At 62.6% G+C, this 25,498-nt stretch carries 21 protein-coding genes; 13 read left to right on the top strand and 8 right to left on the bottom strand.

Annotated elements, in window-relative coordinates; translation table 11 throughout:
• Positions 1–290: 290 nt before the first annotated feature.
• From JAO75_RS18905 to JAO75_RS18880, 6 genes are all read left to right on the top strand, one after another.
• Positions 291–1,742 (top strand): type II and III secretion system protein family protein, encoded by a 1,452-nt coding sequence (locus tag JAO75_RS18905; protein WP_199050694.1) that lies wholly within the window; start codon positions 291–293, stop codon positions 1,740–1,742.
• Positions 1,743–2,185: 443 nt separating this feature from the next.
• Entirely contained in the window at positions 2,186–3,022 is an 837-nt protein-coding gene (locus tag JAO75_RS18900; RefSeq protein WP_199050693.1) for a universal stress protein, read from the top strand.
• A gap of 26 nt (positions 3,023–3,048) precedes the next feature.
• The gene (locus tag JAO75_RS18895; protein ID WP_199050692.1) at positions 3,049–3,633 is read left to right on the top strand and encodes an NAD(P)H-dependent oxidoreductase; all 585 of its coding nucleotides are present in this window, start codon (positions 3,049–3,051) and stop codon (positions 3,631–3,633) included.
• Between the two features lie 233 nt (positions 3,634–3,866).
• Positions 3,867–5,462 (top strand): MBL fold metallo-hydrolase, encoded by a 1,596-nt coding sequence (locus JAO75_RS18890; protein WP_199050691.1) that lies wholly within the window; start codon positions 3,867–3,869, stop codon positions 5,460–5,462.
• Between the two features lie 128 nt (positions 5,463–5,590).
• On the top strand, positions 5,591–5,995 hold the full coding sequence (locus JAO75_RS18885) for a hypothetical protein (protein WP_199050690.1): 405 nt from the start codon (positions 5,591–5,593) through the stop codon (positions 5,993–5,995).
• Entirely contained in the window at positions 5,992–6,312 is a 321-nt protein-coding gene (locus tag JAO75_RS18880) for a c-type cytochrome (RefSeq protein ID WP_425523206.1), read from the top strand. Before JAO75_RS18885 ends, JAO75_RS18880 begins: the two co-directional genes overlap by 4 nt.
• A gap of 43 nt (positions 6,313–6,355) precedes the next feature.
• Here the strand turns inward: JAO75_RS18880 and JAO75_RS18875 are convergent, their stop codons facing one another.
• A complete protein-coding gene (locus tag JAO75_RS18875; RefSeq protein ID WP_199050689.1) occupies positions 6,356–7,201 on the bottom strand; it encodes a universal stress protein in 846 nt (281 codons plus the stop codon).
• 177 nt (positions 7,202–7,378) lie between these two features.
• Between JAO75_RS18875 and JAO75_RS18870 the strand changes: the two genes are divergently transcribed.
• The 4 genes from JAO75_RS18870 to JAO75_RS18855 all read left to right on the top strand — a co-directional run bounded on the left by JAO75_RS18870 (position 7,379) and on the right by JAO75_RS18855 (position 11,177).
• Positions 7,379–7,576: a hypothetical protein gene (locus tag JAO75_RS18870; RefSeq protein WP_199050688.1), complete on the top strand. Its 198-nt coding sequence runs from the start codon at positions 7,379–7,381 to the stop codon at positions 7,574–7,576.
• 91 nt (positions 7,577–7,667) lie between these two features.
• Complete coding sequence (locus JAO75_RS18865; protein ID WP_199050687.1) at positions 7,668–8,675, top strand: 2-hydroxyacid dehydrogenase; 1,008 nt, start codon at positions 7,668–7,670, stop codon at positions 8,673–8,675.
• A gap of 23 nt (positions 8,676–8,698) precedes the next feature.
• Positions 8,699–10,189, top strand: coding sequence for an L-lactate permease (locus JAO75_RS18860; protein ID WP_199050686.1), 1,491 nt, complete (start codon positions 8,699–8,701; stop codon positions 10,187–10,189).
• Between the two features lie 58 nt (positions 10,190–10,247).
• Positions 10,248–11,177: a 1-phosphofructokinase family hexose kinase gene (locus JAO75_RS18855; protein WP_199050685.1), complete on the top strand. Its 930-nt coding sequence runs from the start codon at positions 10,248–10,250 to the stop codon at positions 11,175–11,177.
• Between the two features lie 19 nt (positions 11,178–11,196).
• Here JAO75_RS18855 and JAO75_RS18850 read toward each other — a convergent pair whose 3' ends face one another.
• A complete protein-coding gene (locus JAO75_RS18850) occupies positions 11,197–12,213 on the bottom strand; it encodes an LLM class flavin-dependent oxidoreductase (RefSeq protein WP_199050684.1) in 1,017 nt (338 codons plus the stop codon).
• Between the two features lie 295 nt (positions 12,214–12,508).
• Here JAO75_RS18850 and JAO75_RS18845 point away from each other — a divergent pair, with 295 nt between their 5' ends.
• The 3 genes from JAO75_RS18845 to JAO75_RS18835 all read left to right on the top strand — a co-directional run bounded on the left by JAO75_RS18845 (position 12,509) and on the right by JAO75_RS18835 (position 18,561).
• Positions 12,509–12,814: an ArsR/SmtB family transcription factor gene (locus JAO75_RS18845; RefSeq protein WP_246742599.1), complete on the top strand. Its 306-nt coding sequence runs from the start codon at positions 12,509–12,511 to the stop codon at positions 12,812–12,814.
• A 708-nt stretch (positions 12,815–13,522) separates the two neighbouring features.
• A complete protein-coding gene (locus JAO75_RS18840; RefSeq protein WP_210340322.1) occupies positions 13,523–16,237 on the top strand; it encodes an Ig-like domain-containing protein in 2,715 nt (904 codons plus the stop codon).
• A gap of 137 nt (positions 16,238–16,374) precedes the next feature.
• Positions 16,375–18,561 (top strand): CHASE2 domain-containing protein, encoded by a 2,187-nt coding sequence (locus JAO75_RS18835; RefSeq protein WP_199050682.1) that lies wholly within the window; start codon positions 16,375–16,377, stop codon positions 18,559–18,561.
• A 380-nt stretch (positions 18,562–18,941) separates the two neighbouring features.
• Here JAO75_RS18835 and JAO75_RS18830 read toward each other — a convergent pair whose 3' ends face one another.
• The 6 genes from JAO75_RS18830 to JAO75_RS18805 are packed head-to-tail and all read right to left on the bottom strand — an operon-like array spanning position 18,942 to position 25,473.
• The gene (locus JAO75_RS18830) at positions 18,942–19,838 is read right to left on the bottom strand and encodes a carbohydrate kinase family protein (RefSeq protein WP_199050681.1); all 897 of its coding nucleotides are present in this window, start codon (positions 19,836–19,838) and stop codon (positions 18,942–18,944) included.
• Positions 19,835–20,905: an ABC transporter ATP-binding protein gene (locus JAO75_RS18825; protein WP_199050680.1), complete on the bottom strand. Its 1,071-nt coding sequence runs from the start codon at positions 20,903–20,905 to the stop codon at positions 19,835–19,837. Before JAO75_RS18825 ends, JAO75_RS18830 begins: the two co-directional genes overlap by 4 nt.
• Positions 20,905–22,413, bottom strand: a complete 1,509-nt coding sequence (gene argH / locus JAO75_RS18820; RefSeq protein WP_199050679.1) for an argininosuccinate lyase — start codon at positions 22,411–22,413, stop codon at positions 20,905–20,907. Before argH ends, JAO75_RS18825 begins: the two co-directional genes overlap by 1 nt.
• A 4-nt stretch (positions 22,414–22,417) precedes the next feature.
• Entirely contained in the window at positions 22,418–23,269 is an 852-nt protein-coding gene (locus JAO75_RS18815; RefSeq protein WP_199050678.1) for a carbohydrate ABC transporter permease, read from the bottom strand.
• Complete coding sequence (locus tag JAO75_RS18810; RefSeq protein ID WP_036352394.1) at positions 23,269–24,195, bottom strand: carbohydrate ABC transporter permease; 927 nt, start codon at positions 24,193–24,195, stop codon at positions 23,269–23,271. Before JAO75_RS18810 ends, JAO75_RS18815 begins: the two co-directional genes overlap by 1 nt.
• Before the next feature lie 24 nt (positions 24,196–24,219).
• Positions 24,220–25,473 carry a sugar ABC transporter substrate-binding protein gene (locus tag JAO75_RS18805; protein WP_199050677.1) on the bottom strand — a complete coding sequence of 418 codons (1,254 nt, stop codon included), beginning with the start codon at positions 25,471–25,473 and terminating at the stop codon, positions 24,220–24,222.
• Positions 25,474–25,498: the final 25 nt, after the last annotated feature.

Genomic DNA, 25,498 nt, shown 5'->3' with positions numbered 1-25,498 from the left:
AGATCACCCATCAGCGCCTCCAGAACAGAGACACTGAAGCACTCCTCAGGCCAAATTAATAGGTCCTGAGCCTAGGCCATACGGCTTATGTGGGCGCTTCATCCGGCGCCCTGTTCGCCATGCTGCCCTAGCGTTGAAAAAGCCTAGACCGTTAGGCCGAATGGACTTCGTCTTCGGCGGCAACCTAGAAAAAGAAAAGGGGCAAGGACGGACCTCGCGAGATGTGGACAGGAAATCAACAGAAGCAAGGTCGCGTTGCACGCAGAGCGGTCGGGGCCGTCGTTGCCTTGATGGCTCTTGTGGCCTCGGCGTGGCTGCTGACCCTGTCGCCCTCTCTGGCCGAGGAGCGCTTTCTTCGCTTCAACAAAGGACGCGCTGTCGGTGAGATCAACGTGGCCCGCGGGCAGTTCATGACCGCCAGGACGGGCGCCAATGTGAGCCGCGTCGTCGTCGGCAATCCTGAGGTCGCGACGGCTGTTCCCCTGACAAGCCAGTCGTTCTACATCCTCGGCAGAACTGAGGGCAGAACCAATGTTGCGGTTTATGATGCCGGCGATGAATTGCTGGGCACTGTCAATGTGGAGGTCGGCGCGGATACGCCCGATCTCGCCGCCTCGATCCAGGAGGTCGTTCCCAAGGGAAATATCAGGGTCGAGACAGTCAACGGAAAGCTGCGCCTGAGCGGCACCGTTCCGGATGGGGTGGCTCTGCGCAAGGCGCTCGAGATTGCGGAGCAATATGGCTCCGAGGGCGTCATCAATGCACTGCGTGTCACAGGCGGGCAGCAGGTCATGCTGGAGGTGCGATTCATCGAAGCCAACCGCAATGCGGGGCGTGAGCTCGGCGTCAGCTGGTATGGACGCCGCTTGAGCCAGCCACCTGGGCGAGACGGGCGGAGCGGGAGCTTCAGACCGCGAGGCGACGACGAGATCGAAGACGGCGTGATCCGCTTCAACTCGTCCCTGCCCAGCGGTAATTCACCATTCGGAACGTTGATAGCCAATTTTCTGGGTGGCGGCGTCAGTGCCGATGTGCTGGTGCAGGCGCTCGAGGAGAAGGGGCTGGCGCGTCGGCTGGCCGAGCCCAACCTCATTGCACTTTCCGGCGAGAGGGCCAGCTTTCTCGCCGGCGGCGAGGTGCCAATCCCAGTCTCGTCGAGCGACGACAGAATTTCCGTTGAATATAAGGAGTATGGCGTCAGACTGAACTTCACCCCGGTCGTGCTCGACAATGGTTTGATCAACCTGAAGCTCGAGCCGGAGGTGAGCCAAGTCGATGAGACTGTCCGGGTCAACACGGGCGTAATTTCGATCCCGTCCTTCATCACGCGGCGCGCCAGCACGTCCATCGAAGTTCGCGACGGCCAGAGCTTCGCCATGGCGGGGCTTCTTCAGACCACGCACACGAAGAACCAGGAGCAGCTTCCGTGGCTGGGCCAGTTGCCCGTGGTCGGCGCACTCTTCCGCTCATCCGGCTTCCAGGAGCAGGAAACGGATCTTGTGATCATCGTCACTCCCCGGTTGGTCAAGCCGGCAAAGCCCGGCCAGCCCTTGCGGACGCCTCTCGATGGAACCAAGCCCAGCAATGACCTGGAGTTCTTCCTCATGGGCTCCCTTGAGGTCGACAGCGGGATGCAGAAGCGCTTCGCGGAAGGGGATGGGGTGATCGGGCCCTTCGGACATATCGTCGAACTGAAGCCGGAAAAACGGAATGCCGCCAAGACAATCAGCCGTAAATACTAACTGGTACCGTGTTCTTCTGTGCGTGGCACTGGCGGCCTCTCTGGGCGGCTGCATGGATTACATAAAGCGCCGCGATACGGTGACCCTCGGAGCGGGGGACGCGCAGAACTGGAACAAGGTGGTTCATACGGCCGATCCCTGGCCGCCCTACGCTGCCAACACTCAGATCGAGGGAGACGGACAGCGGACAGCGAGGGCCATGCAGCGCTACAGCACAGGCGCTGAGGCAGCGGGATCCGAGGCAGACGGCACACAGAGGAACACCCAGGCCTCCGGATCGGCGGGTGCAGCTGCCCAATAAGAAGATGAGTGCCGCTCGGCAGTGCTCGATCTCGCCGGAAACGTTGCGATGGATCAAGGCGTCGTCCGCTTTTCAATCGCATCATCCCTCGGATTGATGGCTCGGCGATCTCAGTCGCTGGGGCGTACAGGGCGAGGCGACAATGATCAAAGACATCATGGTGCATCTGGATGGAAGCCCGGAGGACGAGATTCGGCTTGAATACGGGCAGGCGATAGCGTCCGCCGATCGGGCGCATCTGATTGGTGTTTTCACCAATTCTCTGCCGGATCTGTCGATTGCCATGCCCTTGGACGGCGGTGCTGCCGCGGTCGTGCAGGTTGTCTCCGACCTGGAGGAGCAGGCACGCCATGAGGGCGATGCCACAGCCAGGCGGCTGACCCAGAGGCTCACCGGACTCCAGGTGGCAAGCGAGCTGCGCCGGTTCGACGAGACTCCCGGCACCATGGCGATCAAGGTCGCGGAGCAGGCTCGGTATGCCGATCTGTTCGTGACGACGCGTCCGTATGGAGCCGGCGACGAGCCTGTCTGGTTGAACCTCGTCGAATCCGTCCTGTTCGGCAGCGGACGCGGTCTCATGATCGTGCCGCCGGGCCGTCATCGTCAGGGACCGGTCCAGACGGTTCTCGTGGCCTGGAACGGCAGCCGCGAGGCTGCTCGCGCGTTGAGTGAAGGGCTGAGCTTCATCGAGAAAGCCATCCGGGTCGTGGTTCTCATGATCGGCCCTCGGACAGGCGCGGAGGCCGGATCCGAGATCAAGGCCCACCTCAACCGCCATGGTATCGCGCCAGAGATCATCGCCGTGGAAAGCGAGGGCCGGCGCGTTGCGGACATCGTTCTTGAGGAGGCAAGCCGTGTCTCCGCGGATCTCATCGTCATGGGCGGCTACGGGCATACCCGCCTGCGGGAACAGATCTTCGGCGGCGCGACCCTGGATATGCTGACGCTCTCGGATCGTCCCGTGTTGATGGCGCATTAGCCCTCAAACTGCTGCGAGGACTCGGCATGACACGGATCGTCATCATCCAGGGACATCCGGCGCTTGAGAGCCGGCACTTCTGCCATGCAGTGGCCGATGCCTATGCCCAGGGCGCGGCAGAAGCAGGTCACGAGGTCCGCTTCGTCTCCGTCGCGGGGCTCGAATTTCCTCTGTTGCGCTCCAAGAGCGACTGGGAGGGCGCGCCACCGCCTCCTGCCATTGTAGATGCTCAGCAGTCTCTCGCCTGGGCCGAGCACTTCGTCATCGTCTATCCCCTCTGGCTCGGCGGAATGCCGGCGCTTCTCAAGGGCTTCATGGAGCAGGCGTTCCGACCGGCCTTCATGACGGGTGGGGCCGGCCCGAAGGCGAGTTGGAAAACAGCCCTCAAGGGCCGCTCGTCCCGGATCATCATCACCATGGGCATGCCTGCCTTCGCCTATCGCTGGTACTTCGGCGCGCACAGCCTCAAAAGCCTCAAGCGCAGCATCCTGTCCCTGGTCGGGATCGGCCCGAACCGGCACACGCTCATCGGCATGATCGAAGGCATGAGCGATGCCAAGCGCAAGGCATGGCTCGGCGCCATCCGCCGGCTCGGGGCAAAAGCCCGGTAGAAGGCACAGATGAGCTATCCTGTCCGCGAGAGCGGGGCGCAACTGGTCGATAAGGATGAAGTCCCTGGGCGGATAAGCTTGGCCCGTGATCGGACAGACCGCGCTTGACGAGGCAGGTTGGGAGGTCATGATCGCCGTTTCCACTGATTTGGCATGGATCAAACTTAACCGTTCGGAGATGAGGTACCAAGAAGCCGCCCAGCCCGGCTGTTCCCTGCACCCAGGAGACCTCCTTGTCGCTACGCCTTCACTTCTATGGTGCCGCTCGAACCGTGACCGGCTCCTGCTATCTGCTTGAGACGGAAGAGGCCCGCGTTCTGATCGATTGCGGGATGTTCCAAGGGTCCAAGACGGAGCGGGAGCTCAACTACCAGCACTTCCCCTTCCGGGCGGCCGGAATCGATGCGCTCTGCCTCACCCATGCCCACATCGACCATAGCGGCCTCGTGCCGAAGCTGGTCAAAGCCGGCTTCGACGGGCCGATCTACGCAACGGGCGGCACGGCCGACCTCGCCTCAATCATGCTCCCGGATTCCGGCTACATCCAGGAGATGGAGGTCGGGCAGCTCAACCGGCGCAACAGCCGCCGCGGGCGGGATACGGTGTCCCCGATCTACACGGAGGAGGATGCCGTCGCGTCCCTGAGGCAGTTCCGTCCTGTGGCTTACGGCCGGTGGCAGGACATCGCGCCCGGCTTCCGTGCCCGTTACTGGAACGCAGGCCATCTCCTGGGCTCGGCCTCCGTCGAGATGGAGGTGACACATGGCGGGGGCGAGAAGCCGACCCACCTCCTGTTCTCCGGCGATATCGGCCCCGATCACAAGCTCCTTCAGCCCGACCCGGAGGGGCCGCGCGACCTCGATTACGTCGTGCTGGAATCCACCTACGGCGACACGGACCGGGCCGGGACCACAATCGAGCGTCGCCGACGTATGCTGCGGGATGAGGTTCGCGCGGCGATGCACCCGAGCGGGGTTCTGCTCATTCCGTCCTTTGCGGTGGAGAGAACCCAGGAACTGCTCGTCGATCTTATGGAGTTGATGGAAGCCGGCGAGTTGCCGGACATTCCGATCTTCATCGATTCTCCACTCGCCTCGAAGGCCAGCGCCATCTTCAAGCGCCATGCCGGAGAACTCAGGAACGGGTCCGACCTGGTACAGGCGCTCGAATCCCGGTGGGTGCGTTTCACCGAGACCGTCGAGCAGAGCAAGGCCATCGACCGCATTCACAGCTTCCACATCATCATTGCGGCCAGCGGCATGTGCGAGGCAGGCCGCATCCGCCATCATCTGAAGGCATGGCTTTGGCGGGACGAGGCCACCGTTCTCTTCGTGGGCTTCCAGGCACAGGGCACGCTTGGCCGGATCCTCCAGGACGGCGCATCGAAGGTCCGGATCCATGGGGAGGAGATCAAGGTTCGCGCCCGGATCAGGACCCTCGACCTCTACTCAGGTCATGCGGACGGGCCGGAGCTGAAGACATGGCTCGCGGAGCGCCTGCCAGTCCGGCGCGGGGTGTTCCTGGTCCATGGCGAGGACCCGGCGCTGAAGGCCCTGCAGTCGTCGCTGGCCGATCCGGAGCGGACGCCGGATGCGATCATTCCCGAGATCGACGACGTGTACGATCTGAGCGGCGAGCAGGCCGTGCGCATCGACCCCCATGAGCCGCGGCTTCCAAGTTCAAGTGCCGGACATCGGGACTGGCACAACGACTATGCAGAGCTGCTTCTCGCAATCAACGATGCCGTCGAGGCCGCCGCCGACAGAAAGGCCAAGGGAGTTGTCATCCGGCGCCTCAGGGACGCGCTGAAGAACGGCTCAAGACCGTAAGGCCGGTGCCATTCGGTTCCGGTTTGGCTGCGAATTGACCAGGATCAAAGCCGTGGGCGGGCATGGCCCTAAGCTTTGCCACAATGACGAGGTTCGCTTGAGATGCGCGCCGAATCTGGGAGGGAGACATGCTTTACCACATCACGCTTCATCTGGCCCGCAGCCGAGAGCATCCTGAGGGCAGCGCGCGCCACGGCTATGAGATCAACGCACCTCTCGATGCACAGGGGCATTTGAACCAGGAGGAATGGGCGGACAAGCGGGCCTATTGCCGGGTTCGCCGGTTCTGGGGCAGTGAGGGGGAGCGGCACGGCGTGCTAATCCATCGCCCGGGCGGGGCCGGCGGAGCGACTTGGATGATCGACTACAACCAGGGTCACCTCGGCGACGAGGAGGCCGGCTATCGCCTTCATCAGCATCGTTTCACTGAGGGCGAATATATTACGATCCAGGATGACGACGAGAAGCCTCATACGTTCCAGATCGTCTCCGTGAAGCAGGTCGAACACGCCGGAGCGGAGGAGCATCGATGATGAAGCGGCTTGTTCTTCTCGGCATCGCACTGGCGCTCGGCTCATCGGCCGTGATGGCCCAATCCGGACGCGTGCAGCGCGGGTTCACCTTCGCGCAGACAAACTGCTCTCAATGTCATGCCATCGGCCGCTTCGGCGACAGCCCCATTCCCGAGGCGCCGCCGTTTAGGACCCTTCACACCCTCTATCCCATCGAGGATCTGGCGGAGGCTTTTGCCGAGGGCATCACGACAGGCCATCCATCGATGCCCCAGTTCCAGCTCGATCCGGCTCAGATCAACGATCTGCTCGCCTACCTCAATTCCATCCAGGGATAGCGCTGTCCGGGCGAGGCGTTCGTGCGAAACGTCTCGCCCCTTCTCAATAGGACAGGAACAGAGGCACAGGGCAGTTCCTGAGCAGGGATTGCGTGGTGCCGCCGAGCATCATCTGCCGCAGGCGCGAGTGCACATAGGCTCCCATCACGACCATGTCGGCTCGCGTCAGACGCGCATGGTTGCGCAGCGTCTCGGCCACATCGCCATCCTGTGCGGGCAGAGATAAGACGTTCACCTGCACACCGTGGCGCGTGAGATGGGGAGCGACTTCAGCCCCGGGGAGGGTGTGTGCCAAGTCCTTCTCGCCCGTGACGCTGACCAGCTCAACCTGCGAGGCAGCCCGCAGGAAGGGAAGGGCGTCATTCAGAGCACGCGCCGCCTTGGCGCTGCCGTCCCACGCTACGATAATCCGGTCTCCCGCAAAGGCCTCACGTCCCCGCGGCACAGTCAGGAGGGGTCGTCCGCTGTCGGTGAGCACCGCCTCGATCAGCCCACGATCGACGGCAAGGGAGATCGGCTCGGAGTCTAGAACCGTCAGGTCGTGGGTTCTTGCCAGGGAGGTGAAGCTCTTGACAAGGGCTGGATAGGTCAGCTGCGCTGCCTGGGTGGTGCAGGCGACGCCCGACGCAGCAGCCGCCCGCTGAGAGGATTCAGCGACAGCGTGCGCCAGGGCGTCCAAACGGCGGTTCTCGGCTGCCACAAGACCTTCAGCAAAGTTGCTGATGAAAGCATGAGACACGGTCAGCATTAAAGAGGCAGCTTGAACTGTCACATGGGCACCGGCTGTACGGGCGAGCGAGAGGCCGTAAGCCAAGGCTGAGGAAGACCGCTCCTCGGCGTCGCCTTCCTCCGTGAGCCCGATGAGAACGCTGTGGATGTTCTGCAGCATGGTATCCTCCGCGCCGGTTTGGCTGATTCTTGAAGGGTTTTGCCTTTGGGCGAAATCTAGAGGCATCATCGATCACCCTTGCGGCAGAGGCCTTGATCTGCATCAAGGCACCCTGGCGGAAATGGCCTGATCCTGAGGCTGGCGGAACTGCATGAGCTCAAGTGGGTGGAGGCCACCATGATAGGCTGGATCATCCGGGTTCTTTTGATCGTTGCAGGCATTGTGACAGGCTGGTTTGTCGCGCGAGATGCTGCGATTTTCGGCTTTGCTCAAGTGATGGTGGCTCTCCTGCTGATCACCGTCGTGTTCGCCATCCTGGCGTTCTGGCCCTCGCATTGGACCATCAATCCAAACCGCTTCCGTAAGTCGCGGTAGACACGGGAGCGGCGCTCTGGTCCACTCTCCGGCCTGGCCAGATACAACCGGAGGTCACTCCATGGAATGGCCACCGGAAGGAGCCTTGCCGATGCATGTTACGGTCTTCAGCACCAAGCCCTATGACCGCCGCTTTCTCGAGGAGGCGAACGCCAGGGGAGGGCACTCCCTGTCCTTTCTTGAGGCACGTCTCTCCGCCGCAACAAGTGGCTTGGCGAAAGGTGCCGGTGCCGTGTGCGCCTTCGTCAATGACGAGGTGAACGCCGATGTCCTAGCCAGCCTGTCGTCCATGGGCGTGAAACTCGTGGCGTTGCGCGCGGCGGGCTTCAACAACGTCGATCTGGAAGCAGCCCGGCGCGAGGGCATCACGGTGGCGCGGGTTCCTGCCTATTCGCCCCACGCGGTGGCTGAGCATACGATCGCGCTCATTCTCACCCTCAACCGCAACATCCATCGCGCCTACAACCGCGTCCGGGAAGGCAACTTCGCTCTCGACGGACTTCTCGGCTTCGATCTGGCGGGCAAGACGGCAGGCGTGGTGGGAACGGGCAAGATCGGCGAGGTGGTGTGCCGAATCCTGACGGGTTTTGGCTGCACCGTGTTGGCGTACGATCCGCAGCCCAACGCCGCCTGCGAGCAGATGGGGGTGCGCTATGTGCCGCTGGAGGAGTTGCTGTCGCTTTCCGACATCGTCACCTTGCACTGTCCTCTCACGCCCGCCACGCATCACCTCATCGATGCTCGGGCTCTCGCGCGGATGAAACGCGGCGTGATGCTGGTCAATACGAGCCGCGGGGCGGTGATCGACACCCGGGCGGTTCTGCGCGGGTTGAAGGACGGCACCATCGGACATCTCGGCCTCGACGTCTACGAGGAGGAGGCGGACCTCTTCTTCGAGGACTTGTCCCAGCGCTTCATCAGCGATGATGTGTTCGCGCGGCTGCTGACCTTTCCGAACGTGCTGATCACAGGCCACCAGGCCTTCTTCACCGGGGAGGCACTGGCCAACATTGCCGAGACGACGATTGAAAACATCACGTCGTTCGAGCGCACGGGGCAGGCCGCGCACGAAGTCTCGATCGAGAAGATTGCCCGGTAAGGAAATCGGAGGGCAGGCGTGACATGAGGCCAGTCTACGCTGCTCTTCCATTGGCGCTCGTGCTGGTCCTGATGATCGGGTGGCGCTGGCCCGCGGCTCGCGCAGGCTTTGCAGGCCTGGGGCTGGCGGCTGTCTTGGCGCTCTCGGCTTTCGGGATCGGCGCCGGGACTCATCCGGGCATCGGAGCCGCCGGCGTTCTCGGAGGCTCCGTCCTGGAGGCGCTGTTCACGGCCGTCACCATCCTCTGGATCATCTTTCCCGCGCTTGCCATCTACGAGCTTCAGGTCCGGTCCGGCGCCTTCGACGTCATCCGTGCCGGCCTTGCCAGCCTCTCCGAAGACCCGCGGGTTCAGGCTCTCCTGGTGGCCTGGTTCTTCGGCCTGTTCATGGAGGGCGCAGCCGGCTTCGGCACCCCGGTGGCACTGGCTGCGCCCCTGCTGGTGAGCCTTGGTTTCTCTCCCGTGAAGGCTGTCGTCCTAGCCCTGATCGGACATGCTGTCGGCGTATCGTTCGGAGCGGTCGGAACGCCTGTGCTGGCCCAGGCCTCGCTCGTGGCATTGAGCGCCGCGGAGATCGCGTGGGCTACCGGCCTTCTTCACGGTGTGCTGGGCATCATCCTGATGCTGTTCCTCGTGCGGCTTTCCGGAGATGGCCCGCCGACCGCCCGGCAATGGGGCTGGGGCGTTGTGGCGGCCGCATGCTTTCTCGTCCCCTATGCCGTGCTGGCGATGGTGGTTGGGCCGGAACTCCCGACGCTCGGCGGCGCTCTGATTGGGGGAGCAGCCTTCGTGCTCGTCCTCCGCTGGACGGCCGGGTCATCCGGCAGGCATGATTGGCGCTCCATCGCGAAGGCCGGAATGCCTTATGGTATCGTCCTTGCGCTCATCCTCGCGACCCGGCTGCTGCCGGGGCTAGGGGAGCAGCTCCGCTCCATCGAGATCGGCTGGTCTCTGTTCGGCGCATTCCGCGGCAGCATGCAGCCGCTCTACCACGCCGGAACCATCCTGCTGCTGGGCTTCGTGCTCGGCGGGCTCGTGCAAGGGCGTGGCCCTGCGGACCTGCTCAAGGCCTCCCGGGCGGCGCTGCGCCGGTTGGTGCCGGTCTCGCTCGCGCTCGTGGCGATGCTCGCCCTGTCCCGCCTGATGCTGCACGCCCGGATGATTCACGAACTGGCGGACGGTGCCCGGGAAGCAGGAGCCGCATGGCCGCTCCTGGCGCCGGCAATCGGCGTCCTCGGCACTTTCGTGACCGGGTCCGCAACCGCATCGAACATTCTCTTCACCGAATTCCAGGCCGCCACCGCTTCGGCGCTTGCGCTGCCGCTCGCAACAATGGTGGCCGCGCAGGGTTTCGGCGCGGCCTTGGGCAACATCGTCTGCCCGCACAATATCATCGCCGGGGCGGCCACGGTCGGCCTGAGCGGCCAGGAGGGAGCCATCCTGTCGCGAACGGCGCTGGCCTGCGCGGTCTATGCTCTGGCCGGCGGCCTTCTCGTGCTGGTTCTGAGCTCATGAACCTGCGCGGCCTCAGGCGTTTACCCTTGCCGATGAGATCCTTGGAGCGAGCGCAGCCATGAAGCCGATCGTGACCCTGACCCTCAACCCGTCCATCGATGGCTCCAGCGAGGCCGAGGCCGTGCGCCCCACCCACAAGGTGCGCACCTCCAACGAACGCTATGAGCCGGGCGGGGGCGGGATCAACGTCACGCGCGTCGTTCGGGAACTCGGCGGACCGTCGCTCGCGCTCTACCTGGCCGGAGGCGCCACGGGGACGGTGCTCGAGGAACTCCTCGCAGGCAGGGACATCGCCGGCAGGCGCATCGCGATCAAGGATCACACACGGGTCAGCCACACCGTCTTCGAACGCAGCACCGGGCTCGAATATCGCTTCGTTCCCGAGGGGCCTGAGGTCGGTCCGGCTGAGTGGCAGGAGGCTCTGGCGGTGCTGGGCAACGTGGATGGCGAATATCTCGTGGCAAGCGGCAGCATCCCCAAGGGCGTTCCGTCCGATTTCTATGTCCGGGTCGCTGCCATCGCGCGGGAGAAGGAAATGAAGCTCATCCTCGACACCTCGGGACAGGCCCTTCGTGAAGTCATCGCGGCAGGCGGCGTCCATCTGGCCAAGCCGAGCCTTGGCGAATTCGAGCAATGTGTCGGCCGCAGCCTGAGGGAACCGGGGGCGTTGGAAGACGCCGCGATGGAGCTGGTCCGGTCGGGCCGCGTCGAGCTTCTCGCTGTCACCATGGGCCACGAGGGCGCTCTGCTCGCCCAGGCTGGCGGGTCCATGAGGCTTCCGGCCCTGGAGGTGGAGGTTCGCAGTGCCGTGGGGGCGGGCGACAGCTTCGTTGCCGGCATGACGTTTGCCCTGGCGCGCGGCGTGCCGCCGGAGGACGCGTTCAGATGGGGAATCGCCGCGGGAACGGCGGCGGTCCTGACGCCCGGCACCGGGCTGTGCAGGCGTGAGGATGTCGAGCGCCTCTTCAGCCTTGTGGCCGATTGGTGAAGATCTCGCAGGCCTGATGTCACCGCCAGCCCAGGGCTGGAGCCACATGCTTCAGGATCGCCTCGATGACATGGGCGTTGTAATCGACCCCGAGCTGGTTCGGCACCGTTAAGAGCAGCGTATCGGCTTCCGCAATCGCCTCATCGGCCTTGAGTTCCTCCACGAGCTTGTCCGGCTCCGCCGCATAGGAGCGGCCGAAGATCGCCCGCATGTTGTCGATGATGCCGATCTGGTCGCCGTCCTTGCCGCGGCCGAAATAGGCGCGGTCGCGGTCGTCCACGAGGGCGAAGATAGAGCGCGAGACAGAGATGCGCGGTTGGCGGGTGTGCCCCGCCTCTTTCCAGGCTTCCCGATAGCGGCGGATCTGCTTGGCCTGCTGCACATGGAAGGGCTCGCCCGTCTCGTCCTCCTTCAGAGTCGAGCTCTGAAGGTTCATGCCCTGCTGCGCAGCCCATATGGCTGTCGCGTTGGACGCGGAACCCCACCAGATGCGTTCGCGCAGGCCCTCCGAGTGCGGCTCAAGGCGCAGCAGGCCCGGCGGGTTCGGGAACATCGGGCGCGGGTTCGGCTGGGCGAAGCCTTCGCCGCTGAGCACACGGAGAAACACGTCCGTGTGCTGGCGAGCCATGTCGGCATCGCTCTGGCCCTCCTCCGGTGCATAGCCGAAATAGCGCCAGCCATCGATCACCTGCTCGGGCGAGCCGCGGCTGATTCCGAGCTGGAGACGGCCGCCGCCGATCAGGTCGGCCGCGCCCGCATCCTCGGCCATGTAGAGCGGATTCTCGTAGCGCATGTCGATGACGGCGGTGCCGATCTCGATGCGGCTCGTCCTCGCGCCGATCGCTGCGAGCAGCGGGAACGGCGAGGCGAGCTGGCGCGCAAAGTGATGGACGCGAAAGTAAGCGCCGTCCGCGCCGAGCTCCTCGGCCGCCACCGCAAGGTCGATGGACTGGAGAAGAGTGTCGCGGACGGACCGTGTCTGCGATCCGGGCGAAGGCGACCAGTGGCCGAACGAGAGAAAGCCGATCTTCTTCATGGGGCGGTCCTCAGCAAGCGCTGTCAGTCGATTGAACACGATAGCAGGCGGATCGGTTGAACGCGCCTAAGATTTTTATGAGCGCTTCAACAAGTCATGCAGGATAATTCCAAAGCACAAGGGCTTCCCAGGTCTTCCCCGGTTTGGGCCTGAGTGACCCTCACTCCCTCAATCTCTCGATAGGAAATCAGGCGCGCCGTGCTGCCGATTGACGGCGTTCGAGCTACCTGTTGGACAAAACTCACATATGAAAGTAAGGCTGTGCGGGGTCTTTTTGAAGAGGCACGGAGACTGGTTGCTGGAGGCGCTGGCCGCCTTGGCCAATCCGCACCGGTTGCGGATCGTCGAGGCTCTCCAGAATAACGGCAGGACCTATGTGAGCCAGCTCGCCCGCGAGATCGGCATCAGCCGCCCGCTTCTCCACCTGCATTTGAAGAAGCTCGAGGAAGCCGGGCTAGTCATGAGCCAGCTTGAGCTTTCCAGCGATGGCAAGGCACTCAACTTCTTCCAAACAGCGCCCTTTGAAATTGTGCTCACACCCTCGGACGTAGCGGATGCGGCACATTCGTTGAGCCCAGCCTCCAAGGCATCAGACACCTGATGGGCGGATGGGCGCGTGCCGCAGCGGTTTGGATGTTCTTGCAGCCTTCATCCCCTTCGTGAACGAGCGAGAGCTGGCCCGTCGGCAAGCGTCGCTTGCGACATCTGTCTGAGGGAACAGGCGATGGGCTATCTCTAGCTGAAAGCCCTGCGCATCGTTGCCATCGTCACCTGGGTTGGCGGCATGCTGGTCGTCGCTGTCGCGTTGAGGCGGTGCGCCCTCTTCGGGCGCGTCTCCTCCTAAACTTCGGGCCGTTGCTAACAATGGATTGTTCTTCCAAAGGTCAGCAATTTCGCGATAGGCGGACTTTCATTGGGACCGCTCTACGTTACACTTTGATCCAAACGCGACATTCCACTCCACTAGGATTTCGTATTAGCTTGAGTTCGGACGAAATTAGAAGATCGGTTCAAACCTTGAACTCCGCTCGGACAGCCCTGCCGCTCAGGGCTTCATGCCTTGCTAGAGAAGCCGGAGCCTACCCCACCCTAGCTGCCTTAAGAGAACGCGTCAGTTGCTCGGTCAAACTCTGCGGCATCATCGTGAACGCCGCCGACAACCTAGTCCCTTTGAGCGTCGGGACCACTTGGATGATCTTTGGCGTAACAAGCCGCTGCTAGTGGAGAACCTTCCGCTATCTAGGATTTGCTTCCGATAGGAGTAGGTCTCTAAAGAGACTATGATCACAGAAGCCCAAAGGGGGTTGCTGTGTACCGATCTGGGGACGGCGCCACTGTTTTTGACGTTCTTATCGACGCTGCCCACGCGTCGAGCCGTGCTGCTGACTCAGAATACGCAATTTTGTTTCCCGATCAGGATCTTCTGTTCAACGCCAGTTTCAGAAGATCGGGGGCCGATCTCCTGCTCACAGGGCCAGAGACAACTGCTGCTCTCCTAGGGTTCTTCAAGGACGAACGGCGCCTCAGCATTGTAACGCCGGAAGGAGCAGGCCTTACGGGCGCGACTGTCGAGGCCTTGGCAGGTCCGGATACATCAGGGCAGTACGCGCAGGCGGGTGCGGCAGCGGCGGCCCTGGCCCCGATCGGCCGCGTCGAAAAAGCGTCAGGATCCGTCACGGTTCTGCGGAATGGCGTCTCGATCGCGCTTCGACTTGGCGACCCGGTCGTGAAGGGCGACGTGGTGCAAACCGGCCCCAACTCGGCGCTGACGATCAAGTTCAACGATGGAACGGTCTTTAGCCTGTCCTCCAGCGCTCGGATGGTGCTGAATGATATGGTCTATGCTGCGGATTCCAACGCAAATTCGGCGCTGTTGACGCTGGTTCAGGGCGTGATCGGGTTCGTAGCGGGCCGTATTGCCAAGACCGGTGATCTCAAGATCGATACGCCAGTCGCCACGATGGCGATCAGGGGAACGGCTGTTCAGACAGAGATCACGGCTGCCAGCGGAACGACGCGATTTTCCTTGCTCGCCGAACCGGACGGAAGCGTCGGTTCGATCGTTCTCCTGGACAGGAACAATCCATCCCGCGTGATTGCGCTCATGTCGGATGCTCGCGTCGCGACCCTGCTGACGCCGGTATCCGGATCCGAACCACGGGTCACGCAGATAGCCAAGACGAACGATGACATCAGGGATGAAAGCGATTTCGTGAGGGACCTGTATCGGTTCTTCTCCCCCGAGCCTCGACAGAGGAGGGGCAGCAGCGATCCTGATGATGCTCCCATCGTGCCCGTGAACTTGCCCCAGCCTGTTGATCCGCCCGATCCTTCAGAGTTCGCCGTCGCGCTCCCTCCTTCTGAGAGCACCACATCCCGCGATATAATCCTTCCGTCCCTCGTAGCAGCACCTGCGCCGATCCGGGGCGCCGCGGTGGAGGATGGACCGGTTGAGCAGCTTGGCGCGCTTCCGGCTTCCGACCCATCCGACCCGGAAACTCTCCCGCGCGTCGTCGTGTCGGAAACACTGCCTCCCGGCGTGACGTATCTCCTGGGCACGCGAAGCTTTCGCCTAGACCCAAAGCATCCGGCTTACCAGCACCTCGGCGTGGGAGAGACAGAGTCGGTCACGGTCGACTATAACCTGATCGTCAACGGCGGTACCGCTGTGCCGGCTTCGGTAACCTGGATTGTCGATGGCCGAAATGACGCTCCCGTTGCAAGAGACGATCGCATCGTGGTTGTTGAAGAGAACGAGCCGACGATCGTCGCTGTGCTTGCCAACGATCGTGACATCGATGGCGACACTCTCCGGCCGGTCCGCTGGACTACTCCATCTGAAGGATCCGTGAGCCTGGGAGCAAGGGGCAACCTCGTCTTCGACCCTGGCAGCGGCTTTCAGGCTCTCAGTGCGGGTGAAACCGCAACGGTGCAGTTCGCCTACACGGTGTCCGACGGCAACGGAGGATCCGATACGGCAACGGTGACCCTGCAGGTCCGCGGGGAAGGGACGTTCTCATCCTCGCGTCAGGTCCTTCGCGACACTGACACTCTCGCGTTCAATCGCCAGTCCGTCTCCCTTTCGGTCGACGCGCCGACAGCCACGACGGCTGCAACGGCGGATCTGAAACTGCTCATCAGCCTTGGCCCGGTCCTGCAGCCACAGATGAATATTCTCTATCTGATCGACATCTCGGGCAGCACCTCGGACAGGTTCGAGGGAACGGCGGTTGGCGATCTCAACAGCGATGGCCGCGCGAACACTGTCCTCGATGCGGAGATCGCGGGCCTGACCGCACTGACCGAGCGGGTGAGGAGCCTCGGTTTTTCCTCTGCCGACGTCACGGTGACGATCATCCCCTTCAACGGGAGCGCAGACCCCGCCGATCCCAGGGAACCGGATCAGAGTGGCGTGAATGCCGCGACCTTCAACCTGGGGCAGGCCGGGGACGGAGCAATCGCTGCCTATCTCAGCGGCCTTGATGCAGACGGCGAGACGAGCTTCGCCAGCGCCCTGCGGGCAGCCAATGATCGCCTGCAGAATCTGGACCAGGGAGGCGAGGAAAACTTCGTGTATTTCCTCTCTGACGGCAGGGGGCAGGGTCCCATCGATACTGAGATCGCCATCCTGAACGATCGCTACGGCGCGAGGATCACCGCTATTGGCGTCGGTGAGAATGCAAGCCTTTCGCAATTGAATGACATCGACAACACGGGAGGAGCCTCTCTGCTGACCGAGCCGGGGCAGATCGATATCTCCGTCCTGGGATCGCCCGTGCAAAGCGGGACGATCACCGATATCGACGTGTTCGTGAACGGCAGGGATATTGTCGAGATAGGACGGGAGGATCTCGTTCTGACGCCGCAAGGATGGATTCTGAACGCATCCGTCGACGGTTTGCGGCGGCTCGCCGGCGATCAGAACGCGGTGACGGCGACGGTCACGTTCGCCAGCGGCGAAGTGCTTGCGACCGATCTGGTCGTCGCAGGCGCTCTGCCCCGTTCCACAGATGGCATCCTGTGAGGAAGCATGCTGCGACCGCCGTCTCTCTTGAGCCCGCTCCATGACAGTTTCGTCAAGCGGAGCACAAGGTCGAGATTCGATTGGTTCTGCCACGATCCTGCGCTGGCCCGAGACCCTGTTCTCGCGGAAGGACGATCATGGCCTCCATTCTGAATAGAACGCAGCGCTTCGGGACCGGCCGGGTCGTCGGTCTCCTGCTTCTCGTGGGCCTGCTGGTGCTCCGGGTCCTGGATCCGGGGCCCGTTGAGGCTATTCGTCTGAAGTCGCTCGATATCTATCAACTCGTCTATCCGCGCGTCGAGCGGCAGGGCCGCGTGGCGATCGTAGATATCGACGAGCAGAGTCTGCGGGCTCTGGGGCAATGGCCATGGCCGCGCACGATCATGGCCGAGATGGTTGCGAAGATCGCCGAAGGGGGTGGAACGGTTATCGGCTTCGATGTGCTCTTTCCGGAGCCCGATCGCAGCTCGCCGGAGGTCGCGGCCGAGGCATTTCAAGGCCTGGATGACGCCACACGCGAGAAGCTCCGGCACCTGCCCAGCAACGACACCACCTTTGCCGATGCCATCCGCGCGTCCACAGTTGTGCTCGGACGTTCGGGCTATCGCGTCTCAGGGGCGGTGCCCACCGGTCAGGCAGGGGGCCAGACGGGAATCGCAGCCCTCGGGCCTGACCCGCGTCTCTTCCTAGTCGAGTTTCCGCACCTGCTGCAGAACCTTCCTGTTCTCGACGAAGCCGCCCGAGGACATGGCATGTTCTCGGTTGCTCCCGACCGGGATGGTGTCGTACGTCGAGTCCCGATCATCGCACTGGCTGGCGGAACTATCGTTCCATCCCTGTCCCTCGAGATGTTGAGGGTCGCCACCGGATCGGACGCCATTCTCGTCAAAACGGACCCGAGCGGGGTTCGAAGCGTCGGTGTCGGCACTTTCGAGATCCCAACGGATGGAAAGGGCCGGGTATGGCTTCATTACTCCTCCCTCAACCTGAGCAGATACATCCCTGCGATCGATCTTCTACGCGGCAGAGCACCCACCGACGCCTTGGCAGGAAAAATGGTGCTCATCGGAACTTCGGCCGCCGGTCTTCTCGATCTTAAGGTCACCCCCGTACACCCGGCGCTGCCAGGCGTAGAGTTGCATGCCCAGCTCCTGGAGAGCGCCCTGACGGGATCGACCTTGAGTCGGCCGAGCTACACAGCCTTCATCGAGCTTGTGCTCACGGCGCTGATGAGCGTGCTACTGATCGTCCTGGCTCCAAAAGTGAATGCCGGAACTCTCTTCGCCCTCGGAGGCATCACTGCCGCGGTGACATTGGGGGTGTCGTGGTACTGCTTCACAGGTCTCGATCTTCTCATCGATTACACCTTCCCCTTGCTCTCGAGCTTCTTGATCTATGCCGTTCTCGTGTGCACCAATTATGTGAGCGTTTCCGCAGATCGCTATCGGATCAGATCGGCCTTCAACCAGTATCTCTCGCCCGATCTGGTCGAGCAGCTGGCACAATCGCCGGAGAGGCTAACCCTCGGCGGAGAACAGCGAGAGCTCACCGTCCTCTTCTCGGACGTGCGCGGCTTTACGGCCATTTCCGAAGTCTACAAGGATGATCCGCAGGGACTGACAGCGCTGATCAATCGGCTCTTTACGCCGCTGACACGGGATATCATGAGACGTCGTGGGACGATCGACAAATACATGGGCGACGCGATCATGGCCTTCTGGAACGCTCCGCTCGCCGACCCCGATCATGAGGTGAACGCATGCGAGGCAGCACTTGCCATGCTGGCCAGCCTTAGGGACCTCAATGAACAGCATCGGAGGAACGTCGATGGTGATCAGGCGATCCCGCCGCTCAGAGTCGGGATAGGGTTGAACACCGGCCTCTGCGTTGTCGGCAACTTCGGATCCGATCTCCACTTCAACTACTCGGTCCTGGGCGACACGGTCAATCTCGCATCCCGTCTCGAGGAGCTCACCAAGCAGTATGGGGTTCCTATTCTCATCGGCGAGAAAACCGCCCAGGCTGTGCGTTCTCATTTCGCCGTGCTCGAGGTCGATCATCTGCAGGTAAGGGGAAAGCGCGATCCGGAGCGGATCTTCACGATCCTGGGACATGCTGATCTTGTTGAGAGTCCTGACTTCGTGGAGTTGGTCGAACGAAACGGTACCATGCTCGCAGCCTATCGGGGATGCGACTGGCCGCGAGCTCTCGAGACAATTCTCCTGTGCAGGGAGCTAGGCAGGAAGTTTGGCCTGGACGATTACTACGAGCTCTACATCCAGCGGATCCGCCACAGGGCTGACGCTTCAACATCTTCGGGATGAGGTGGCCGCGGCTTCGTCATGTTTGCAGAAGACATAACGGGAGAAGTTGCACTCATGCAGGGATCCCATTCTGCCGATGGGCATCGCTGGCTATGCAAGAGCACGAATGTCGCGTCTTGACACCTCCCGGAAGCAAACCGAATTCCAGCTCTGGCAGGGAATACCGGACGTTCCTAGTGGGGAGCAGATTTCTCTGTTTGACCCAAGCCGGACCTACAGTGCCCTCGGAACCGCAACCATTCCGCGATAAGGTTCTGTCCTGCCGGCATTGTCCTGCGCCATACCTACGTTCTGACGGTGCCTACATATGTCCAACGCCCGGCTTGTAGTCAGTCGCCTAGCAGGCTGCGTCACATCCGGCAATCGTTTGCGTAGGCCTATCAAGGGGCGCGCGGTGGGGCTCCGCCTGCAGACTGGACTGAGAGCCCTCCCGCTTCGATCCCAGCCGCCAAGCTTTTCCCCAGATCCGAGGTGCCGAGCCAGGAGTGCAGAAAGCCGGCATTGAAGGCATCTCCCGCTCCTGTCGTGTCGACCACATTCACCCGAATGGCTTCGGCAGAAACACAGGTCGACCCGCAGGAGGCTATGGCACCGTGCTCGCCGCGCTTCAGCACCACCAAGGGAAACCGCTCACGCAGGCTTCGCAGAATGGCTTCGTCCGTGCTTTCTCCTGTCAGCGCCTTTCCCTCTTCGACGTTCGGAAGCAGCAGGTCGATACCTGCGCAGATCTCGAAGAAGTCCGAGTCGCGGCGGATCAGTTCATCGTCCCAACTCGGGTCAAGAGAGATCGTCAGGCCGAAGCGGCGAGCCAAAGCGATCACCTCCGGAGTGTCCTTTAGGGTGGCAAATTCCGCGATGTGCAGGTGGGCGACATCAGGGGCCGAGAGAGCCTGCTCCAGCGTCGCCGGACGTGAGCCCCCGGCACGTCGGGACACGAAGGCTCTTTCCCCGTCTCTGACCAGGGCCACCGTCGGCTGAGGTCCGGCGTCTGGGGACCGCTCGACGAACGACAGATCGATCCCGCTGGATTCGAGCTCGGGAGTGAGGCTCTGGGACAGTGGGTCCGATCCAAGGCGGGTGAGGAGGGCGGCCGGCCGCCCGAGCGAGGCGAGATGCGCTGCCGTGATATAGGCGCCGCCGCCCGCTGCGATGGTCACGTTACCGGCAAACCGTTCGCGCCCTAGCACCGGCATCCCGCTCAGGCCCGTGAAGATGATGTCGCAATAGGTCCGCCCAAGGCATAGGACCTTGCCGCGCTCGGTGAGCGTTCCGGTCATCGGGCTGCCAGTGCTTTCTCGGTGGCCTTGTCGAAATAATAGAGGCGCTCTGCCGGGGCATGGAGTGTCAGATGCTCGCCGATCTGCGGGATCTGCCGACCCGGCGCGGAGCCGATGATGGTTTGGCCCGCGCTCTCGATGTGCACGAGGGTCTCCGAGCCAAGGGTTTCCACAACCGCCACCGTGCCTGACACAGTCAGTCCCGGCACGCCGGGGCTGCTCGGGACGAGATCCTGCGGTCGTGCGCCAACCAGGATGTCCGCGCTGGTCGCGGCTGCCGGCGGAACCTGAACGGACCCACCGAGCGTCAGATCCGCTCCACCATTCTTGAGAGAGGCTGGCAGCAGGTTCATCGTCGGGCTGCCGATGAACCGGGCGGTGAATATATCGACCGGATTCTCGTAAAGCTCGAGGGGTGTGCCCACCTGCAGGATCCTGCCGTCGCGCATCACCACGATCCTGTCGGCCATCGTCATGGCCTCGACCTGATCATGCGTGACGAACACCGAGGTCGTGCCGAGCCTGTGGTGGAGCCGCTTGATCTCGATGCGCATCTGGGTGCGCAGTTGAGCATCGAGATTGGAAAGGGGCTCGTCAAACAGGAACGCGGCCGGATCACGAACCATCGCCCGGCCTATGGCGACGCGCTGGCGTTGGCCGCCTGACAGCGCCGAGGGGCGGCGATCCAGGAGCTGCGATAGGCCGAGTGTCTCGGCAGCCTGCTCGACGCGCTGACGCTTCTCGCTCTTTGAAAGCTTGGAGCGGTAGAGGCCGAAGGCAATGTTGTCGGCGACGCTCATGTGCGGATAGATGGCATAGTTCTGGAACACCATGGCGATGTTCCGGTCCCTGGGCTGGAGGTCGTTGACGACGCGTCCGTCGATCCGGATCTCGCCGCCGCTGATCTCCTCAAGCCCTGCGATCATCCTCAGGGTCGTCGACTTGCCGCAGCCGGATGGGCCGACCAGCACGACGAACTCGCCGTCCTGGATCGAGAGGTCGATTCCATGGACGACGGTCGTCTGCCCATAGCGCTTCACGAGACGATCAATTTCGACGGTCGCCATCAGCGGGCTCCGAGAAGTGCGTTGAAACGGAACTGGAGATCCTGGCCGGCAGCATCGGCCCGGTATGCGGCTTCCTGCATGCGGCTGCGAATATCGGAGATCTCTTGGTTATATCCAGCGATTGCCTGTGAGAGCGCCCTTGGGGCCGGACCGCCGAAACGGTCGCGCACGGCGACGAAGTTCTCCGGCGAGACAATCTCGGCGAATTGAGCCCTGTCGATTGCCGAAGGGCGCTTTGTACTACGCTCGAAAGCCTCCTGAAAGGCCTCATGACCGTCGGCTGCGATGTCGCCTCCGATGGCCGCGACGGCACGGGAGACCTCCGCGGCAATCTCGTGCGCCTCACGGAACGAAAGCCCCTCACGCCGGACGAGGCTGTCGGCGAGTTCGGTCACCGTGATGCAGCTGCGGCGGATGTTCTGACGCACCCGGTCGGGATTGATGCGCAGCGCCGGGACCAGCGTCGTGAGCAGGTCGAGCACGCGCCCGCCGCTCTCGAAGGCGCCGTATCCGAAGCCTTGGCTTTCGCCCTCGCTGTCGTTCATGTCGGTGAAAGGCGTGTTGTGCATGATCGTGAGCATGGCCTGCGCCCGCCCGACCGTCTGGGAGGCAAGGTGGCGCATGTGCTCGATAGGGACCGGATTGCGCTTCTGCGGCATGATCGAGCTGATCTGCACGAAGGCGTTGGGCACATACACTTGGCCGACCTCGAAGCTTGTCCAGAACTGGAGGTCCTGAATGAAGCGGCCGAGATGCAGGAAGGCTAGCTCGATGGCCGAATAGGTCGAGGTAATATAGTCGATCGACGCGATACAGCCATAGGAGTTCTGCAGAGGCCGGCTGAAGCCGAGAAGCCGCGCCATCAGGTCTCTGTCGATGGGAAAGCCGCTCGTGGTGATGGCGGCGGCTCCCATGGGGCTGCGGTCCACAATGTCACGAGCCGCCTCCAGCCGCGCAATGTCGCGCAGCAGGGTTTCCAGTACCGCCGCAAGATAATGTCCAAAGACGGTCGGCTGCGCTGGCTGGCCGTGGGTATAGGCGACGATGATCGTACCGCTCTCCCGCTCGGCGACAGACGCCAGGGTCTCGGCAAGGCGGACGAGGCGCTCCAGCAGGGGATCTATCCGATGCTTGAGACCGAGCTTGAACAGAGTGTGATCGATGTCATTGCGCGAGCGCGCCGTGTGCAGGCGACCTGCCAGATCGGGTCCGAGCCGCGCACGCAATTCCTTCTCGATCAGGAAGAAAAAGTCCTCGACTTCTCCTGTGTAGGTGAGGGTGCTGACGTCCACCTCACGGTCGATCGCCTCAAGCGCCTGGGCAATCGGACGGGCCTGCTCGAGCGTCAGGATGCCGGTCTCGTGCAGCATCACGAGATGAGCTCTGTCGATCAGGCGGAAGCCTTCGACGTGATGAGCCTTCGCACCGTCGAAGAGTGGGCGCAGAACGGTTTCCTTATAGACCGGATTCGGAAACACGGAGCTGTCGTTGTGGGGGCCCGCAGTCATCGGCTCAGCCTTTCAGCCCGGCGAGCATGACGCCGCGGACGATGTAACGCTGGAGGAACAGGAAGATGATAAGGGTGGGAAGGGTTGCGATGCTCGCGCCCGTCATGATCTTCTCCCATTGAATCGACTGCTCGACCGCGAAGCTGGAGAGCCCGACGGGCAGAGTGTAGAGTTCGGCGCTCGTGGTCACGATGAGAGGCCAGAAGAACGCCGTCCAATTGCCGAGGAAGGTGAAGATGGCGAGCGCCGAGAGGGCAGGGGTGACGAGCGGCATGGCGATCTTCCACCAGATGGTGAACTCGTTGAGCCCGTCGATCCTCGCCGCCTCCAAGAAGTCGTCCGGCACGCCTTCGAAAAACTGCTTCATCAGAAATGTGCCGAACGCCGTCATCATGCCGGGGAACATGATTCCCCAGTAGCTGTCGAGCCAGCCGAACTGGCTTGCCATGAGATACCAGGGCAGGACCAGCATCTCGGTCGGGATCATCAAGGTGGACAGGATCGCGATGAAGACGACGTAACGGCCGCGGAAGCGGAACTTCGCCAACGTGTAGCCGACGAGGCTGTCGAAAAACACGTTCGACAGGGTGACGATCACCGCCACGATGGTCGAGTTGATGAGCCAGCGGGTGAAGCGCCCGTCCCCGAGGATCTCGATGTAGTTGTCGAGAGTCGGCGCCTCGGGGATCACGCGCAGGTCATAGACCTGCGAGGCGTCCTTTAGTGAGGTCGAGAGCATGAAGAGCAGGGGCGTCACCATGACGACGCCGCCGATGAACAGGAGCGTCCAGGCAAGGATCCGGCCTGGCCGGATATGTGGCATCGCAAGGCCCTGTGAGGATGCGGCGGCTTTCATCAGCGGTCTCTCATGAGGCGCAACTGGACGAGGGAGATCACGAGAAGGATCACGAACAGCACCACGGTCTGCGCAGCCGCATATCCCATCTCGTAGGAGCTGAAGGCGGTTTGATAGATCATCAGCACCAGGGGCTTTGTGGAGTTCAGCGGCCCGCCGGGATCGTTCGTGTTGATGTTGTAGACTTGATCGAAGATGCGCAGGAAGCCGATGGACGAGAAAACAACCAGGAACACCAGGGTCGGCTTGAGCAGCGGCAGCGTGATCCTGCGCAGGATCGCGCCTTCCGAAAGGCCGTCGATGCGCGCGGCTTCGTAATAGGTGACGGGAATAGCCCTGAGCCCCGCGAGGAAGATGATGATCTGGAAGCCGAGGCCTGCCCAGACCGCGGGCGCAAGTACGGCCGGCAGTGCCTGAGAGGTGGAGCGCAGGAACGGCTGCTGTGGGATGCCGAAGCTGGAGAGAACATCGTTGATCACCCCGATGGGAACGGGCTGGTAGAACCAGCGCCAGACCCAAGCCATCGCCGCCGCGGTGGTGAGGAAGGGCAGGAAGTAGAGCGCGCGGATGAAGGAGTGCATGAACCGCACGCGGTCGAGGTAATAGGCCACCACGAAGGAGATCAGCAGGCTGATCGGGGTGCCGAGGATCAAATACATGAAGGTGTTGCGGAATACCTGCCAGAACAGCGGATCCTCAAACAGCCTCCAGTAGTTCTCCAATCCGACGAAGGCGGCGGGCTTGGTGATGGTCCAGTCCGTCGCCGACAGGTAGAAGGCCTGGAACGTCGGCCAGAAGCGGATGACCACATAGAAGACGAGGGGAACCGCGAGAAAGCTCCACGCCCAGATCACCTGCTTCTGGCCGAGGCTCATCCTCGACCAGAGGCCGCCGGAGGCGGCCTCCCGATGTGAGACGGCGGACATGCGCTGCTTCCTCGCGAGCGTGGATTAGCGCTTGGCGCGGTCGATGATCGCCTGTTCGGCCTCCGCGGCCTTGGCCAGGGAGGTCTTGGGATCCTCGCCGCCGATCAGGACGCGATTGGCCATGTCGATGGCCACCTGACGCTGGGCCGCCTCGTCCTTGAACAGAGTGGTATGCGCATATTCCAGGCCTTTGAGGAATGGGCCGTAGACCGGATGCGCAATATTCTCAGGCGTCAGGGCCACTTCACGGCGGGCCGGGAGCTCGCCCACGACCTCCATCCAGACTTTCATGGCCTCGGGGGAGGAGACGTATTTCAGGAACTTCTCTGCCGCCGCCAGCTTCTCGCCTTCCGCCTTCGTGGTGATGGCGTTGGCGAAGTAGCTCGCATAGTTGCTTCGTACGCCTTGGGCGTTGGCGGGGAGCTCGGTCACGCCCCAATCGAAGGCCTTGATCGTGCCGAAGGAGCCGAGGCGGAAGGTGCCGTCAATGGTCATGGCGGCAAGGCCTGCGCGGAAGGCGGCCTGTCCCTCATCCATGAATCCGGCTTGGCCGACCTTGTGCTTCTTCTGCAGGTCCGTGTAGAAGGTGAGCGCCTTCAGACCAGCCTCATCGTTATAGGCAACCTTGGTGTCGTTCTCCGTGTAAGGAACGCCGCCGAACTGACGGATCAGCACCTCGCGCCACCATTGATGGTCCTGCCCGCCCATGTCGAGCGTCATGCCGGCGGAGATGATGTTGCCACTGCCGTCGCGCTTCACGGTTTTTTCAGCGGCGGCCACGAGCTCTTCGAGCGTCTTCGGTGGGTTGTTGGGATCGAGGCCCGCGTCCTTGAAAGCCTTCTTGTTGTAGAAGAGGGCCAGCGAGCGCACGGCGGTCGGCAGGCCGTAATAGTCGTTGCCGCGCTTCATGGCGCTCACGATCGGGAAGAAATCGCGCTCGATCTCAGCGGCCGGGAAGGCTTCTGCGCGCAAGGGGCGGATCATCTTGCCGGCGATGAAATTGTCGGTCCAGCCATAGAACAGCTGCACGACGTCGGGTCCCTGGCCCGCCAGAATCGCGGCCGCCACCTTGGTCTGGTAATCGGCATAGGGGAAAGTGGTCTGCTTGACCTTGATGTCCGGGTTCGCCTCCTGGAACTTGGCAATGAGCTGGTTCATCGCCTTGACGCGGGTGTCGAACACATATTGCCAGTACTCGATCTCGACCGCCTTGGCGCCGGTGGAGGCCAGGGTGGCGAAGCCCAAGGCAACGCTCGCGAGCATATGACCTAAACGCATGTCCCTCTCCGTTCTTGCTGGCGCT

It is taken from the genome of Microvirga splendida (genome assembly GCF_016427565.1).
GTDB classification, from domain to species: Bacteria; Pseudomonadota; Alphaproteobacteria; order Rhizobiales; family Beijerinckiaceae; genus Microvirga; species Microvirga splendida.
Note: the sequence above shows the minus strand (reverse complement) of the source record. Positions and strands in the feature narration are given on the sequence as shown.